Origin of the sequence: Hymenobacter jeollabukensis, from assembly GCF_005771675.1 — a bacterium.
GTDB lineage: Bacteria > Bacteroidota > Bacteroidia > Cytophagales > Hymenobacteraceae > Solirubrum > Solirubrum jeollabukense.
This window is the reverse complement of the sequence record NZ_VAJM01000001.1, coordinates 425,270-440,506: the sequence shown is the minus strand read 5'-3', so window position 1 is coordinate 440,506 and position 15,237 is coordinate 425,270. Positions and strand designations below refer to the sequence as shown.

The 15,237-nt window shown below is 65.2% G+C and carries 9 protein-coding genes; 3 read left to right on the top strand and 6 right to left on the bottom strand.

Going from position 1 to position 15,237, the window contains the following annotated elements; genetic code table 11:
* Positions 1-197 precede the first annotated feature (197 nt).
* Together FDY95_RS01955 and ppk1 are read left to right on the top strand one after the other, a co-directional pair.
* Positions 198-578, top strand: a complete 381-nt coding sequence (locus tag FDY95_RS01955; protein WP_138075032.1) for a RidA family protein — start codon at positions 198-200, stop codon at positions 576-578.
* 55 nt (positions 579-633) lie between these two features.
* On the top strand, positions 634-2,961 hold the full coding sequence (gene ppk1, locus FDY95_RS01950; protein WP_138075031.1) for a polyphosphate kinase 1: 2,328 nt from the start codon (positions 634-636) through the stop codon (positions 2,959-2,961).
* Positions 2,962-3,188: 227 nt separating this feature from the next.
* On the opposite strand, the gene FDY95_RS01945 is transcribed toward ppk1, so the two are convergent.
* Together FDY95_RS01945 and FDY95_RS01940 are read right to left on the bottom strand one after the other, a co-directional pair.
* Positions 3,189-4,163, bottom strand: a complete 975-nt coding sequence (locus FDY95_RS01945) for a Ppx/GppA phosphatase family protein (protein WP_246073899.1) — start codon at positions 4,161-4,163, stop codon at positions 3,189-3,191.
* 106 nt (positions 4,164-4,269) lie between these two features.
* Positions 4,270-7,971 (bottom strand): hypothetical protein, encoded by a 3,702-nt coding sequence (locus tag FDY95_RS01940; protein ID WP_138075030.1) that lies wholly within the window; start codon positions 7,969-7,971, stop codon positions 4,270-4,272.
* 198 nt (positions 7,972-8,169) lie between these two features.
* Here FDY95_RS01940 and FDY95_RS01935 point away from each other — a divergent pair, with 198 nt between their 5' ends.
* The gene (locus FDY95_RS01935) at positions 8,170-9,696 is read left to right on the top strand and encodes an FAD-dependent monooxygenase (protein ID WP_171025484.1); all 1,527 of its coding nucleotides are present in this window, start codon (positions 8,170-8,172) and stop codon (positions 9,694-9,696) included.
* Here the strand turns inward: FDY95_RS01935 and FDY95_RS01930 are convergent.
* The 4 genes from FDY95_RS01930 to topA all read right to left on the bottom strand — a co-directional run bounded on the left by FDY95_RS01930 (position 9,687) and on the right by topA (position 14,983).
* Entirely contained in the window at positions 9,687-10,385 is a 699-nt protein-coding gene (locus FDY95_RS01930) for an SIR2 family NAD-dependent protein deacylase (protein ID WP_138075028.1), read from the bottom strand. The two genes, FDY95_RS01935 and FDY95_RS01930, sit on opposite strands and share 10 nt — an antisense overlap.
* A 259-nt stretch (positions 10,386-10,644) precedes the next feature.
* Positions 10,645-11,538 (bottom strand): DUF4846 domain-containing protein, encoded by an 894-nt coding sequence (locus tag FDY95_RS01925; RefSeq protein WP_138075027.1) that lies wholly within the window; start codon positions 11,536-11,538, stop codon positions 10,645-10,647.
* 73 nt (positions 11,539-11,611) lie between these two features.
* Positions 11,612-12,346, bottom strand: a complete 735-nt coding sequence (locus FDY95_RS01920) for a M48 family metallopeptidase (RefSeq protein WP_138075026.1) — start codon at positions 12,344-12,346, stop codon at positions 11,612-11,614.
* 153 nt (positions 12,347-12,499) lie between these two features.
* Positions 12,500-14,983 carry a type I DNA topoisomerase gene (topA, locus tag FDY95_RS01915; RefSeq protein WP_138075025.1) on the bottom strand — a complete coding sequence of 828 codons (2,484 nt, stop codon included), beginning with the start codon at positions 14,981-14,983 and terminating at the stop codon, positions 12,500-12,502.
* Positions 14,984-15,237: the final 254 nt, after the last annotated feature.

Here is a 15,237-nt window from a genome sequence, read left to right as displayed (position 1 = left end):
CGAGTAGAAAAGCCCGCCTTGCGCGGGCTTTTTTATTGGCTAACATTGATTTTGTAAGCCCGTCATGTCGAGCGAAGTCGAGACATCTCGCGTGCTGATGTCGGATAGCAACCTGTGTCGTTCAACGAAGGAATTACTATCCAGCGAGATGTCTCGGCTGCGCTTGACATAACGTGCTACCCTAGTTCTGATAACTCATGAGCAGACAACTCATATCCTCCGAATCACCCTGGGAAGGGCCGGTCGGTTATTCCCGCGCCGTGCGCGTGGGCAACGTAATTGAAGTGGCCGGCACCACCGCCCAGGACGGCGACGTGACGCCCAGCGGCGACGCCTACGCCCAGACCAAGCGCATCCTGGAAAAAATAGCCGACGCCCTGGCCCAGGCCGGTGCCACGCTGGAAGACGTGGTGCGCACCCGCATTTACGTAACCGACATTAGGCACTGGGAGGCGGTGGGCCGGGCCCACGGCGAGGTGTTTCACGCCATTCGGCCGGCCAGCACCATGGTCGAGGTCAGCGCCCTGATCGACCCGCGCCTGCAGGTGGAAATTGAAGCCACGGCCATTATTTCGTAACTCTGCGCAACCTCGCGCGGGCTGGCCCGAATACGCGGGTAGCATTTTCCCCTGTATGAAGCTGTTTAAGTCCTCGGACCTCATCCGCAAAAGCAAATACATCAGCCGCGACCTGAGCTGGTTGCGCTTTAACTACCGCGTGCTCGACCAGGCCCGCGACGCCGGCCGCTCGGTGCTCGACCGGCTGCGCTTCCTGGGCATCACGGCCTCCAACCTCGACGAGTTCTTCATGATTCGCGTCGGGTCGCTGTATAACTACCTCGATTACGGCAAGCTGCGCGTCGACTATTCCGGGCTGCGCGAATTGCCCTTCCGCCGCAAGCTGCTGGACTTCGCCCACCGCTTCGTGCACGACCAGACGCAGACCTTCACCCAGGAGCTGCGGCCGTTGTTTGCCAAGAACGGCTTCGACATTCTCAGCGTGTCGGAGCTGACGGAGGTGGAGCAGAAGAAGGCCGACGGCTACTTCAAGAACACCGTCTTCCCGCTGCTCACGCCGATGGTGTACGACTCCTACCACGGCTTTCCGCTGATGATGAATCAGCTGCTGGTGTTCGGGGTGGTGACGCGCATGAACCCGGAAGGGCCGGAGGAAGGGCAGGAGCGGCTGACGTTCGTGCAGATTCCGGCCAACCTGGCGCGCTTCTTTGAGCTGCAGCGCAAGGACCGCGTCATCTTCGTGCCCATCGAGGAAATCGTGCGGGCCAACCTCGACAAGCTGTTTCGCAACGTCGACATTCTCTCGGCCACGCTGATGCGCATCACGCGCAACGGCGACTTCACGCTGGAAGAGTCGGACGACATCGACGTGGACTTTATCCAGGAAATTCAGCTGGGCCTGAAGACGCGCAAGCGCGGCCGGGTGGTGCGCCTGGAAGTGGAGCCCGACGCCTCCAACCTGCTGATGAACGTGCTGAAGGAGCGGTGGAAAATCGACAACGGCAACGTGTTCGTCATCAACGGCCTCATCGACCTGCGGGGCCTGAACCAGATTGTGCGCCACCCCAGCTTCCGCGACAAGCTGCCGCGCTCCATGTCGCCGGTGCAGCCGCTGAGTTTGCCGCTGGGCGCCGACGAGAACCTGTTTGAGTACCTGAAGCACCACGACGTGCTGCTGCACCACCCCTACAACTCGATTGACCCGGTGGTGAAGCTGCTCGAACAGGCTGCCGAAGACCCGCACGTGCTCGGTATCAAACAGACGATTTACCGCCTCGCCGACGACTCGCGCGTGACGGCGGCGCTGCTCAAGGCGGCCGAAAACGGCAAGCACGTGTCGGTGCTCTTCGAGGTGAAGGCCCGCTTCGACGAGGAGCGCAACATCCGGGAGGGCACCAAGCTGGAAAAGGCGGGCTGCTTTGTCATCTACGGCGTGTCGAAGTACAAGACGCACACCAAGATGGCCATGATCATCCGCAAGGAGGGCGAGAAGGTAACGCGCTACGTGCACATCGGCTCGGGCAACTACAACGAGGCCACTTCCCGCTTCTACACCGACGTGAGCCTGCTCACCACCAACGACGTGTACGGCCACGACGTGTCGGAATTCTTCAACGTGATTACCGGCCACTCGCAGCCCGACGACTACGAGTACCTCATCACGGCGCCCAAGGACATGCGTCAGCAGCTCATTCAGCTCATCCGCGACGAGGCCCGCAACGCCAAGAAGGGCCTGCCCGCCGGCATCGTGATGAAGATGAACTCCCTGGAGGACCGCGACGTCATCGACGAGCTGTACAAAGCCTCCAAGGCCGGCGTGCCCATCCGCCTGATCGTGCGCGGCATCTGCTGCCTGCGCCCGGGCCGGCCCGGGCTGAGCGAGAACATCGAGGTGCGCAGCATCGTGGGCGAGTACCTGGAGCATACGCGCCTGTTCTACTTTCACCACGCCGGCCACCCCAAGCTGTACTCCGGCTCGGCCGACGTGATGGTGCGCTCCTTCGACCGCCGCATCGAGGCGCTGTTTCTCATCGTGAATCCGCAGTTGATGCGCGAGGCCATCAACATCCTCTACTTCAACCTCAAGGACAACTACAATACCTACCTCATGCGAGAGGACGGGGCCTACATCAAGCGCGTGCCGGAGGAAGGCGAACCGCTGTTCAACGTGCACAAGGAGTTCTATTTCAAGAACTACGGCCTGATGAGCGACTCCGCCCTGTACGACGACTACCTGGTGAAAAAGTCGGCCGACGTGCCCGACGGCGAAGCTGTGTCGCCCTCGGAAGACAGCCTGATTGCCGGCGAGGAAATCGTGCTACCCGACGAGGACGTGGAAATCAACGGCGTGCCGGAGCCTCTGCCGCTGGTCGAAGCCCCCGCCGAGCCGCTGGCCCCCGGCCCGATTCCGCCGGTCATTGCCGAGGACGTGGAGAATGTGTAAGCAGTAAAAGGATGGCGCCGGCTCGCCCGCAGTCATTGCGAGGCGTAGCCGAAGCAATCGGTCCTGGCCAGCGTGTCGCCCATAAAAGAAAAGTAGCACCGCCCGAAACCCAGCGTCTGCAGGTTTCGGGCGGTGTCGTTTTCGGGTAGCAGGAACTTAATCGGCGGTGCTACTGGAGGAAGGATTGCTTCGCTTCGCTCGCAATGACGGCTAACTCTACCGACAGCTTATGATTCCGAATCGTTCTGAATCGTCAGGTACGGCACGCGCAGGGTGTGGTCCGTCACGGGGCGGATTTCCTCGAAGTGGTCCTCGAACAGGGCCTGCAGCATGCCGTCTTTCAGGCCGATATCGGGCACGAGCATGTCCTTGGCGCCCGACCATTCCATGGCCGAGAGGTAAATCTGCCCGGCGGGCACGATGACGTCGGCGCGGTCGGGGTTGAGCATCAGCAAGTTCACCCGCTCGTCCATGCTCATGCCGCGCAGGCGGGTCAGGATGTCGCTGATGCGCTTGCGGGGCAGGGGCTGATCGGCGGGCAGCTGGGCCAGGGAGTAGATTTTGTTGATGTTGCCGCCGGTGCCGATGGCGCGGGTCACGTGGAAGCGGCGGGAGTTGTCCTTCACCCACTGCTCCATGCGCTGCCAGGTGTCCTGCAGGGCCTCACCGGGCTGCCCGTTCTGCTGCAGCCGGCGGATGGAGCCCACCTCGAAGGATTGCGAGGCAATTTTCTTGCGGTCGGAGTAGAGGTTGAACTCGGTGCTGCCGCCGCCCACGTCGATGTGCAGGTAGTGGCGCTTGTCCTCCAGCAGCTGCATTATAACGCGGTTGACGTAGGCGGCCTCGGCCTGCCCGTCGATGATCTGCACCTTAATGCCCAGCTCGCGCTGCATGCGGTCGGCAATGGCCTGCCCGTTGTCGGCGGAGCGCATGGCGGAGGTGGAGCAGATCAGGTAGTGCGCCACGTCGTGCACGTCCATCAGCAGCTTCAGGGCGTGCATGAACTTGACGAACTTCTCCTCCTTTTCGGGCGAAATGTGGCCGGTGGCAAACACGTCTTCGCCCAGGCGCAGGGGGTAGCGCACGTACTCCACCCGCTTGAGGCGGTAGGCGCCCTCGTACTCCAGCACGGCGGAAATCTGACAACGGACGGCGTTGGAGCCGATATCAATGGCGGCCAGTTTCAGCAGCGGGTATTCCATGCGCGGGAGTGAAGTGACGGGAGAAGTGCGGCAAAGATAAAAGGCCGGGGATAAGCCCGGCCTTTTCTGTTATTCGGCATGCCGAAGAGTTTGGTTGCGCGCCCGGTTACTGGTCGATGCGGAAGCCCAGGCCGAACTGGATGAGTGCGGCTTCTTCCACCGAGTGCTGCACCGATACCGATAGGGCGAAGGTTTCGTACACCGGCGCGATGTAGAAGCCGCCGCCGTAGCCGCGGTGCCAGCCGCCCAGCGCGTCGCCCTTGTAGTACACCTGGCCCTGGTCGTAGAAGCCGAACAGACCGTAGTAGAAGGGCAGAATGGAGGTGTTGGCGTAGCCCAGGGAGAGGCGCAGCTCCGTGTTCAGGTACAGCGAGGCGTCGCCGGTGAAGCGGTTGCGCACGTAGCCGCGCAGGCTCTGGCGCTGGCCCAGCTGGGTGAACTTGTAGAACGGAATGTCGTCGTCGGGGCCGTAGTTCTTGCCGCCGCCGCCCTTAACGGCCAGCGTCACCGGGATGCCCAGGCGGGCGGTGGCCAGGTACTCGGCAAAGGCTTCGGTGAGGCCGAAGGTGTTGCTGCCTTGGTTGAGCTGCTGCCAGGTGGTGTGCTCCCCGTAGAGGCGTACGCCCTTGCGGGCGAAGAGCTTCCGGTCCCGGAAGTCCAGGTCGACCACGGCTTTACCGCCGAGCAGGCGCTGGAAATCGGTGTTGGGTACCAGGTCGGAGGGCGTGGGCTGGGCTTTCAGCTGGCCGATGTAGCTGCTGGCCGAAAAGTCGCTCTGGTACTGCTCGTACACCGGCCCGAGGCGCACGTAGCTCTTGCCACGGAAGGCCCGCTCGAAGAAGGCCTCCGTCTGGTAGCCGCGGTAGCGGGCCCGGTAGTAGTGGTCGTCGTAACGGTTGTCGTCCTTGGCGGTGTTGTTGCCTAGGCCGAAGAAGTTGTAGAAGGGAAAGAAGTTGCCGTAAGTGGCGCGGGCGCCGAAGTCCCACTTGCCGATCAGGTAGCGCCAGCGCACGTTGCCCGTAAGCTGCCGGTTGCCGCCGGTGGTGTACTGCGCGTCGATGCCGTAGCGCACCCGGTAATCGGGCTTGCGGAAGCCCTGCTTCACCCAGTCAAAGCCGGCCGCGATGCCGAAGCCGTCGTTCTGGTTGTAGATGATGCTGCCGCGGGGGGCGTAGCCGTCGTACTCGAAGGCGTCGCGGTCGTAGTGGTTGATGCCCAGGCGCAGGGAGCGGCGGTCGGCGGTGCCGGGGCCGGCTTTCAGCTCGGTATTGGGCACGTCGTACACCTCGGTGCGGCCGCCCGTGGCGTTATCGGCCACCATATCACCCCCCTCGCCGCCGACGATGCGCACGCGGATGCTGTTGTTGCCCGCGCCGCTCACGTTAAACACGTCCTTGCCGTCGAGGCCGTAGAGGCGGATGTCGCGGGTTTCACCCTTCACGAAGGTGCGGTCGAAGAAGGGCTGGCCCTTGGCCGCGCCGTCGTCGTCCTTCTTGCTGACCTGCACGCGCACGTTGCCGTCGGGCAGGCGCTGCACGGTGAAGACCTCGGCCTTGTTGGAGCCGACCACGTCCACGTCGCGGGCCAGCATCAGGTAATATTCGTCGATGGCCTTGGGCAGCTCCTGAATGCGGCTTTTCAGCTTGCGGTTGATGTCGTTGCCCGAAATTCCCTGGATTTCCCTGGGCAGCTGGGCCGTGGCCGAGTCGATAGCCGTGAGCGTGATGCGCCGCTGCAGGTACTGGCCGATCTGCTTCCAGTCGTCGCGGGTGAGGCTCTGCAGCAGGGCGCGGTCGAGGTGGCGGGCCGGCCAGTTCAGGCTTTCCAGGTCGTTGAACTTCAGCTGGAAGTCCTCGATGCTGGGCACGGCCCACTCACGGTTGGCAATCCAGGTCAGCGCCCCGTTCCAGAGGGTAAATGACTGGTCCCGGTCGCGCGGAATGGGCTGGTACACCGAGCCTTTGCCTTCCTTGTACTCGGCCCACTTCCAGTTGTCCTCGTGCTTGCCGAAGTCGGCTACCAGCATGTCGAAGGCCCGGGCTTTGCCCAGCTGCTTGGCATCGACGCGGTTGTCGTTGTCCTTGTAGAGCTGCCGGAACATGCTGAACGAGCGGCGCACATTGTCGGAGCCGCCGAAGCCGGCAATGTTGTCCTTCTTGTCCCACGGGTCGTCTTCCAGCGTGCCGAGCAGGCCGGCGTACTGCTCGCGGTAGGGCCCGAGCTGCTGGTTGTCGGGCAGCACGAACAGGCGCGGGCGGGCGTGCAGAATGTCGGTGCGGTCGAGCAGGGGCGAGATGACCAGGGCCGAGTAGGGGTGGGCCGTGGGCGTGATGTCGCGCAGGATGTCGGCCGCCACCGAGCCGCGAAGCTCCGGCGGCAGAATCTTGGTCACGTCCTTGTCGACGGAGCGGAAGGTGTACTCCGACGAATCGGCCGCAATCATCTTCAGCGAAGTGGTCTGGCGTCCGCCGCCGCGCCCGGTGGGGCGCAGCCCGCCTTTCTCGGTGTTCAGATCGAGCACCGGCACGGTCACCGGCTGCGTCCAGGAAGTGCGGTATACCGGCCCCACCATTGACTTCTGCAGGCCGTGGGCGCGGTACTGCGGGCCGGGCGTCACGGTGGCCGTGGGGCCGCCGGCCGCGTCGGGTTTGGGCACGGCCACGCCCTTCGGCGCTGTGGGGCAGTCGGGCATGAAGGCGTTGGTGGGCGTGTCCTTGCTGGCGGGCAGGCAGGCCGACTGAAACAGCGTGGCCGAAAATGCCTCTTTCACCGCGTCGCCCGCCTCAAAGCGCAGCATCACCGTTTTCACCGTGCCGTCGGGGTAGTAGTCGAGGCGGGTGTAGCCGGCGTCGGCTTCGTTGTAGAGCGACTTGGCGTTGCTGCCCACCGGCTCGGTGTGCGCAAACGAGCCGCTGACGATGTGGTAGTTTTTCTCGAACGGCGTGAGCTGCAGGCTGAAGTCGTGCGCCGCGGCGTAGATGACGCCGGGGTGCTCCTTCAGGGTGCTCAGCAAGGTTTTCTTGAACTCCTGGTAGCCCGGTGAAGCCATGTCGCGCGGGGTGCCCACGTTCTGGCGGTAAGCCGCGTTGATGGTACCAAAGACCGGCGGGGATAGGTGGCGCTTCAGCGGCTGAAAGCCGCCGTAGGTGCCGTTGCTGATGGCCGGCTGGTGGCCCACCAGCAGCACGTTGCGGCCCTTGGTGTCGTCGATGACGTCCTGAATCTGCTCCCGGAATTCCTCCGTCGACATGGTTTTGCAGTCCGTATCGGGGGCTTCGGGCCGGTCGAAGGGGTGCGAAAACCAGGGCGTGTTCAGCGCCACCAGCCGCACCAGCGGGGCCACGTCCACGATTTCGGGGCCGGGGCAGCCGTTGCTGGGGATGAAGGCGTTCTGCCCACCCAGCTGCTGCTCGATGTATTTTTCCAGCCGCCGCACGCTTTTCTGCCCGTCGCGGCCGGAGTTGTTCCAGTCCTTGTCGCCGGGCACGAAGTAGATGCGGCCGTTGGGCAGGTCCTTCACCAAGGCCAGCAGGGCGTTGGCCCGGCTTTCGAGGCCGGCGCGGGTGGTATCCTGCTTGTCGGAGAGGCCCGCGTTGCCCACAATGTCGCCCAGGTGCACCACGGTGAAGGGCGTGGTTTCCTGCTCCAGCGTGCGGCGCAGGGCCTTCAGGCGGGCGTCGGGCACCGGCCCGGCGGTGTTGCCGAGCAGGTAAACGTGGTGGGCCGGCGGGGTTGATTGGGCATGGACGGGCAAAGCCGCCGTCAGCAGCAAACCCGCGGCGAACAGCGGGCGGTAGAAATAGCTCATTGGCGAGGAGGGTAGAACGGGAACCCGCCGGCTGCGGCACCGGCAAGGCTTGTTGGCTACCTACGCGAAAACCCGTTCTTGGGATAACCCAATGACAAACATCAGTCGGCCCCGCGGCTCCTGCGCCAACTGCCGTTCGCGCGGGCCTTTGATATTTCCCGGCAAATGAGCTGCTTACGCCGTCGACATTGCCGCCTCATGCAAACTGCTACCCCCTTACTCGTGGCGGGCGCGGGCCCCACGGGCCTGCTGCTGGCCCTGGAACTGTGCCGCCACGGCCTGCGCCCCCGCTTGGTAGACGCCGCGCCCGGCCCCTCGCCCCTGAGCCGGGCGCTGGTGGTGCACGCCCGCACCCTGGAGCTGCTCGACCGGCACGGCCTGGCCCATGCCTTCGTGGGGCGGGGCGAAGTGCTGCGGGCGGCGGGCCTGCGCCTGCACGGGCGGCTGCGGGCGGTGGCGCCGGTAGGCCGCATTGGCACCGGGCTCAGTCCGTTCCCGTTTCTGCTGACCCTGTCGCAGGACCAGACCGAGCAATTGCTGCGCGAGGCCCTGGCCGGCTACGGGGTAGCAGTGGAATGGGGTACCCGCCTGCTCGGCCTGAGCACGGAGGCCGACGGCGTGACGGTGCAGCTGCAGCGCGGGGCCGGCGCCGTGGAAACAGCCCGAACTGGCTACGTGGCCGGCTGCGACGGGGCCCACTCGGCCGTGCGCCACGCGCTGGGCGTGGGCTTTCCCGGCGGCACCTACGAACAGGTGTTTTTCGTGGCCGATACCGTGACCGAGGGCCTGGACGCGCCGGGCGGGGCGCGGCTGCTGCAGATTTCCCTCGACGAGCGGCAGTTTTCGGCCTTCTTTCCCATGCCGCAGGGCTGCACCCGCATCATCGGCCTGCTGCCGCCGGGCGTGGCCCCGGCCGAGGCTTCCTTCGAGCAGCTGCGCCCCGCCCTGGAGCAGCTGGAGCGCATTCGGGTGCGCGAGGTCAGCTGGTTTTCCACCTACAAAGTCCACCACCGCGTGGCCGAGGCCTTCCGCCGGGGCCGGGTGCTGCTGCTCGGCGACGCGGCCCACGTGCACAGCCCCGCCGGCGGGCAGGGCATGAACACCGGCCTGGGCGACGCCGTGAACCTGGGCTGGAAGCTAGCCGCCGTGGCCGAAGGCCAGGCCCCCGAGCGGCTGCTGGACACCTACGCCGCCGAGCGCCTGCCCTTTGCCCGGCAGCTCGTAGCCACCACCGACCGCGCCTTCACCGGGGCCACGAGCGGCTCGGCCTGGGCCAGCTGGGTGCGCACCCAGCTGGTGCCGCGCGTGCTGCCCTGGCTATTGCGCGTGCCCGCGCTGCGCCGGCTGCTGTTTCGCATCCTCTCCCAAACCGGCATTCATTACCCCGATTCGCCCCTGAGCCAGGGCCGGGCCGGCCGGGCCCGCGGCGGCGACCGGCTGCCCTGGGCGCCAGAGCCGCGCTACGAGCCGCTGCGACAACCCGGCTGGCAGCTGCTGAGTCTGGGCAAGCCAACGGCGGCGCTGCGGACCTGGGCCGCCCGGCAGCCGCTGCCGCTAACCGTAGTGCCTCCCGGCCAAGGGGAAGCCGCCGGTACCATCTACCTCGTGCGGCCCGACGGCTACCTCGGCCTGGTCGCACCGCGGTTCGACGAACCGCAGTTTTCGGCGTACGCGGCGGAATGGAACGTGCGGGGAATGGTCCCAGACGCCGGTTTTCAGCCCTGATTCGCCCGCGCCAGCAGCTCCTGGACGACCCGCGGCACACCTACGGTGGCCGGCTCGGCTACGAACTGCACCCCGCGCCGTGAGGTGCCGGGCTGGCCGGGGTCGATGACGTACAAGGGCCGGCCGCTGGGCAAATAGTGCAGCAATCCGGCCGCCGGATACACCTGCAGCGAGGTGCCCACCACCAGCATGATGTCGGCGGTGGCGCACTCTTCGGCGGCGCGCTCAATCAGCGGCACGGCCTCGCCAAACCACACGATGTTGGGCCGCAGCTGCTGGCCCCGCTCGCACAGCTCGCCCATCTCAATGCGGTCCTTGTCGCCGAGCGGGTACACCAGCTCCTCGTAGCGCGAGCTGCGGGCCTCGTTGAGCTTGCCGTGCAGGTGAATGACGTGATGAGAGCCGGCCCGCTCGTGCAAATCATCCACGTTTTGCGTCACGATGACGACTTCGTAGGCTTTTTCCAGCTCCACCAGAGCGCGGTGGCCAGCGTTGGGCTGGGCGCGGCGGGCGGCGGCGCGGCGCTGGTTGTAGAATTCCTGCACCAGGGCGGGGTTGCGGGCCCAGCCCTCGGGCGAGGCCACGTCCTCCACCCGGTGATTTTCCCAGAGCCCATCGGAAGCGCGGAAGGTGGCAATGCCGCTTTCGGCGGAGATGCCCGCGCCGGTAAGAACAACGACTTTCTTCATAACAGCCCATTTTACGAAGCCAGTGGGAAATTCTGTGGGTAAGAACCTACTTCTTTTGCTATGACCCTTTCTACCCATTGGGGTAGAATCACTAGCAAGTGTCGTTGACTCTATCCAACACGCAGAATAAGTAAGCTAAGCCTTATAGCTCGTCAGGTAGAAGATATCGTGAAGCCAAGTAGAAACTTCTACCCTAGCAGTTGTTCAGCGCCGGCGCAATACCAGCCGGTTTGTCTTGCCGGATTGGGCCGGGGCCGCGCTATTGCCAGCGCTTCAGCTGGTCGGCCCCAAATTCCCACTCCGGCGTCTCGAACACGCCATTCGAGGCCTCCAGCCGAAACCAGGCGCCCAGCTGCGGCTCGTTCACGTTGCGCAGCACGTGCATATCCTGGGCGGGCATGTAGCTCTGGGCCAGCAGCACGTAGCGGGCGTGGGTGCTGGGGTGTTCGGCCACGTCGAGCACCGTCACGGCATGGCCCGGCGAGCCGCCCTGCACCAGCACGTCGCCGGGCTGGGCCTGCGTGAGCGGCACCGGCCGCAGCTCCCGGCTCAGCGACAAAGTACCGGCGTAGGTGAACATCACGTCGAGGTAGCGGCGCAGAGCCGCGTGGGTAGGGGCTTCGGCGGGGCGGGAGGCCGGCAGCACTTCCTCGCCCTGTACCCGGAAGCCCTGGCCCGCCACCCAGTCTCCAAACCAGATGTCGTGGCCGCTGGTGAGGTAAAAGTGAATCGAGCGGAAGTTCTGGGTGAACTGGTACTCGGCCCGCAGGCGAATGGCCGCGTCGGCGCACTGCTGCAGGTCGCGCGGGCCGGTGTCGATGTCGATGACGGCCGCGTGAACCGTCTGCGGGTCTTTCAGCCGGCCGTCGTGCAGGCGCACGGCGGTGCCCCGGGGCCGCAGCGGCAGCCCCCGCAGCCATTCGCCGTAAGAGCCCGAGGCCACGGCCACCCGCTGGCAGCCAGTCGGCGGGGCAAAGCGTGCCGCCAGGGCCGCTTGGGCGTTGTAGGGCCGGGTGAGCCAGTCGTAGCGAGGCGCGGGGGCCGGGGTAGGGCTCGGGATTAGCGGCTGCTCGGGCGGTGGTACCAGCAACGGCTCAGCCGATGCAAACAGCCCGGCGGCGGCCAGCGAAACGATAAATAGTGACTTGCTCATAGGCCACTAGCAACGTGACCGGGCGGCTTTTCTTGCGTACGGGCGGCCAGCATCGGACATACTTTTTGGCGGCTCAATCCGCGTCGCCGGCCGTGGGCTGGGGCTGGCCGGGCACGGCTTGGTTGAGCCGCGCCTTGTGCTGCCGCCAGTCGGGCATAAACTGGTCCATGAGCCCCCAGAAGCGGGCGTTGTGCAGCCGTTCGTGCAGGTGGGTCAGCTCGTGGACCAACACGTATTCCAGGCAGTCCTGCGGCTTTTTGATCAGCTCCAGGCTCAGCCAGATGCGGTGGGCGCGGGTGTTGCAGGTGCCCCAGCGGGTGCGCATCTGCTTCACGCCCCAGGCCGCGGCCCGGGCGCCCACCACCGGCTCCCAGCGGGCCAGCAGCGCGGGCAGCTGCTCCTTCAGCCGGGCGCGGTACCACGCCGCCAGCACCTGCTGCCGCTCGGCGGGCGTGCTGGCGGCCGGGGCGTACAGGTCCAGCACGCCCTCGTCTTCCTGCAGCACAACCCGGGCGCGGCCTTCGGTGGCGTGCACGCGCAGCTGGTAGGGCCGGCCCTGGTAGTAGTGCGTTTCGCCGGTGCTGTAGCTCAGCTCGGCCGCCGGCGTCTGCGTTGCAAAACGCGCCTGGTGCTTTTGAATCCAGGCCCGCCGGGCCTCGATGAACTCGTGGATGTTGGCCTCGGGCAGGCGCAGGGGCGCGGCCACGCGCACCCGGCCGTGGGGCGGGTACACCGTCACGCGCAGGGTGCGAATGGCCTTGCGCACCAGCTCCACTTCCAGCCCGGCAATCTGAATGGTCTTACTCATTGCTATTCCTCCTCCCGCAGCCTGACGCGAAACGGTTCAAGCGCCTCCATTTCTTTTATTCAGCGCCCGGCCGCATTCCGCAAAAGTACGCCACGCAAAAGCCCCGCCGACGAGCTTGCGTCAGCGGGGCTTGCACGATGGAAGGCGGCCCAGTTACTTGGTCGTCTTCTTGGCGGCGCCGGTGGCTTTGGGGGCCGCCGGTTTCTTGGCCGCGGTGGTCGTTTTCTTCGCCGCAGCCGTCTTGGTCGATGCTTTGGCGGCCTTGGCGGGCGCGCCGTCCGTCGCCGGGGCGGCTTTCTTTGCCCCGAAGCGGCCCTTGGCGGGCTTGTCCGGGGTGGCGTCGGCCAGCTCGATGCAGCGCTCCAAGGTCAGCTCCCGCGGCTCTTCACCCTTGGGAATCTTCACGTTCTTGCCCGCCGCCACGATGTAGGGGCCGTACTTGCCGTTGACCACCTGCACGTCGGCGCGGCCCTCAGCCTCGAAGCTCTTGATGACCTTCTCTGCCTCCTGTTTGCGCTTGGCGTTGATGAGCTCCACGGCTTCCTCGGCCGTCACGGTGTGCGGGTCCTGGCCCTTGGCAAGGGAGTAAAACTTGCCGTCGTGGCGGATGTAGGGACCGAAGCGGCCCACGGCGGCGGTCATGTCGGCCTCCTCGTACTGGCCCACGTTGCGCGGCAGCTTAAACAGCTCCAGCGCGTCTTCCAGCGTCAGGCTCTCGATGAACTGGCCCTTGCGCAGGTTGGCGTAGGCGGGCTTCTTGGTCTTGTCCTCGTCGATTTCGCCCAGCTGCACGTAGGGCCCGAAGCGGCCCAGCTTGGCGTAGATTTTCTCGCCGGTTTCGGGGTGCAGGCCCACTTCACGGGTGGTGCCCACGTCGGCGCGCTCCACTTCCTTGCCGCGCTCCACGGTTTCGTGGAAGGTGCCGTAGAAAGCCGCAATCATTTCCTCCCAGCTTTCCAGCCCGTCGGCAATGCGGTCAAACTCGTCCTCCACCTTGGCCGTGAACTGAAAGTCCACAATCACCGGGAAGTGCTCCACCAGGAAGTCGTTCACCACCATGGCCGTATCGGTGGGAAAGAGCTTGGCCTTATCGGCCCCGTAGGTTTCGGTCTTGACCTCGGTCTGCACCTCGCCGCCGTTCAGCGTGAGCACATGGAACTTCCGCTCCTTGCCCTCCCGCGAGTCTTTCTCCACGTAGCCGCGCTTCTGAATGGTGCTGATGGTCGGGGCGTAGGTCGACGGGCGGCCGATGCCCATTTCCTCCATCTTCTTCACCAGCGAGGCTTCGGTGTAGCGCGCCGCCGGGGTGGCGTAACGCTCCGTGGCCGTCAGGCGCTGCAGCGGCAGCGGCTGGCCCACCGACAGCGGCGGCAGCCCCCGCGAAAACGACGACTCCCCGTCCGTGGCCTCGTCCTCGTCCTTCGACTCGGCGTAGGCTTTCAGAAAGCCTTCAAACGAAATGACTTCGCCCGTGGCCGTCAGGCGGGTATCGGGCTGGGTGCTGATGCCGATGGTAGCGGTGGTGCGCTCGATCTGCGCGTCGGCCATCTGCGAAGCCAAGGCACGCTTGCGAATCAAATCGTACAGGCGCTGCTCGGCCGAATCCTCACCGGCTTTCACCAGCGAGAAGTCCGTGGGGCGGATGGCTTCGTGGGCCTCCTGGGCCGAGGCGGCTTTGGTTTTGTACTGCCGGGTGTGGGCGTACTCGGGGCCGTAGCTGCGCTCAATCTCGTGCTTGGCCCCGGTCAGCGCCTCCTGCGAGAGATTCACCGAGTCGGTTCGCATGTAGCTGATCTTACCGGCTTCGTAGAGGCGCTGGGCCACGCTCATGGTCTGCGCCACCGAGAAGCTCAGCTTGCGCGAAGCTTCCTGCTGCAGCGTGGAGGTGGTGAAGGGCGGGGCGGGGGAGCGTTTGCCCGGCTTCTTTTCTAAGGTGTCGATGGTGTAGGCCGCGCCCACGCAGCGGGCCAGGAAGTTCGAGGCTTCCTCCAGCGTCGGCAGGCGACGGGGCAGCTCGGCCTCCAGCACGGCGCCGTTGCCGGCGTCGAAGCGGGCCACCACGCGGTAGGCCGAGGAGGTCTTGAACTGGCTGATTTCCCGCTCCCGCTCCACCACCAGGCGCACAGCCACCGACTGCACGCGGCCGGCCGAAAGGCCGGTCTTAACCTTTTTCCAGAGCACCGGGCTCAGCTCGAAGCCCACCAGGCGGTCGAGCACGCGGCGGGCCTGCTGGGCATTCACTAGGTTCAGGTCGATTTCCCGGGGCGAATCGATGGCGTTCAGGATGGCATTCTTGGTGATTTCGCGGAACACGATGCGCCGCGTCTTCTCGTTGGTCAGGTCCAGCGTTTCGGCCAGGTGCCAGCTGATGGCTTCGCCTTCGCGGTCATCGTCACTCGCCAGCCACACGGTTTCGGCTTCCTTGGCCAGCTTCTTCAGCTGGGCAATGACCTCGCGTTTGTCGGGTGACACCACGTAGGTCGGTTTGAAGCCGTTCTTAATATCAATGGCGTTGTTGTCCTTGGGCAGGTCGCGGACGTGGCCGAAGCTGGACTTGACGATGAAGTCTTTGCCCAGGTAGCCTTCTATGGTCTTCGCCTTGGCGGGCGACTCCACGATGACAAGATTCTTGACCATACAATGAGGGGGTAGTATCGGTAGGCGCTAAGCGTCGGTTTGGGGAAAAAACGGAAACAAAAAGCGCGGCGCGGCGTTGAAGTTGGCCGCAAAGATGAACGAATAATCCGTTGTGCGGCGCCGTGCGTTCGTTAGGCTCCTAGCAACGCGCCCGGTCCGCGCCGAGTTTCGCCCCCGTGAAAGTATTGCCGGTCAGCACCCTTGCGAAGTCATATTTGACCTCCCGCCAACACAAAAGAATATATAGTAGCGCG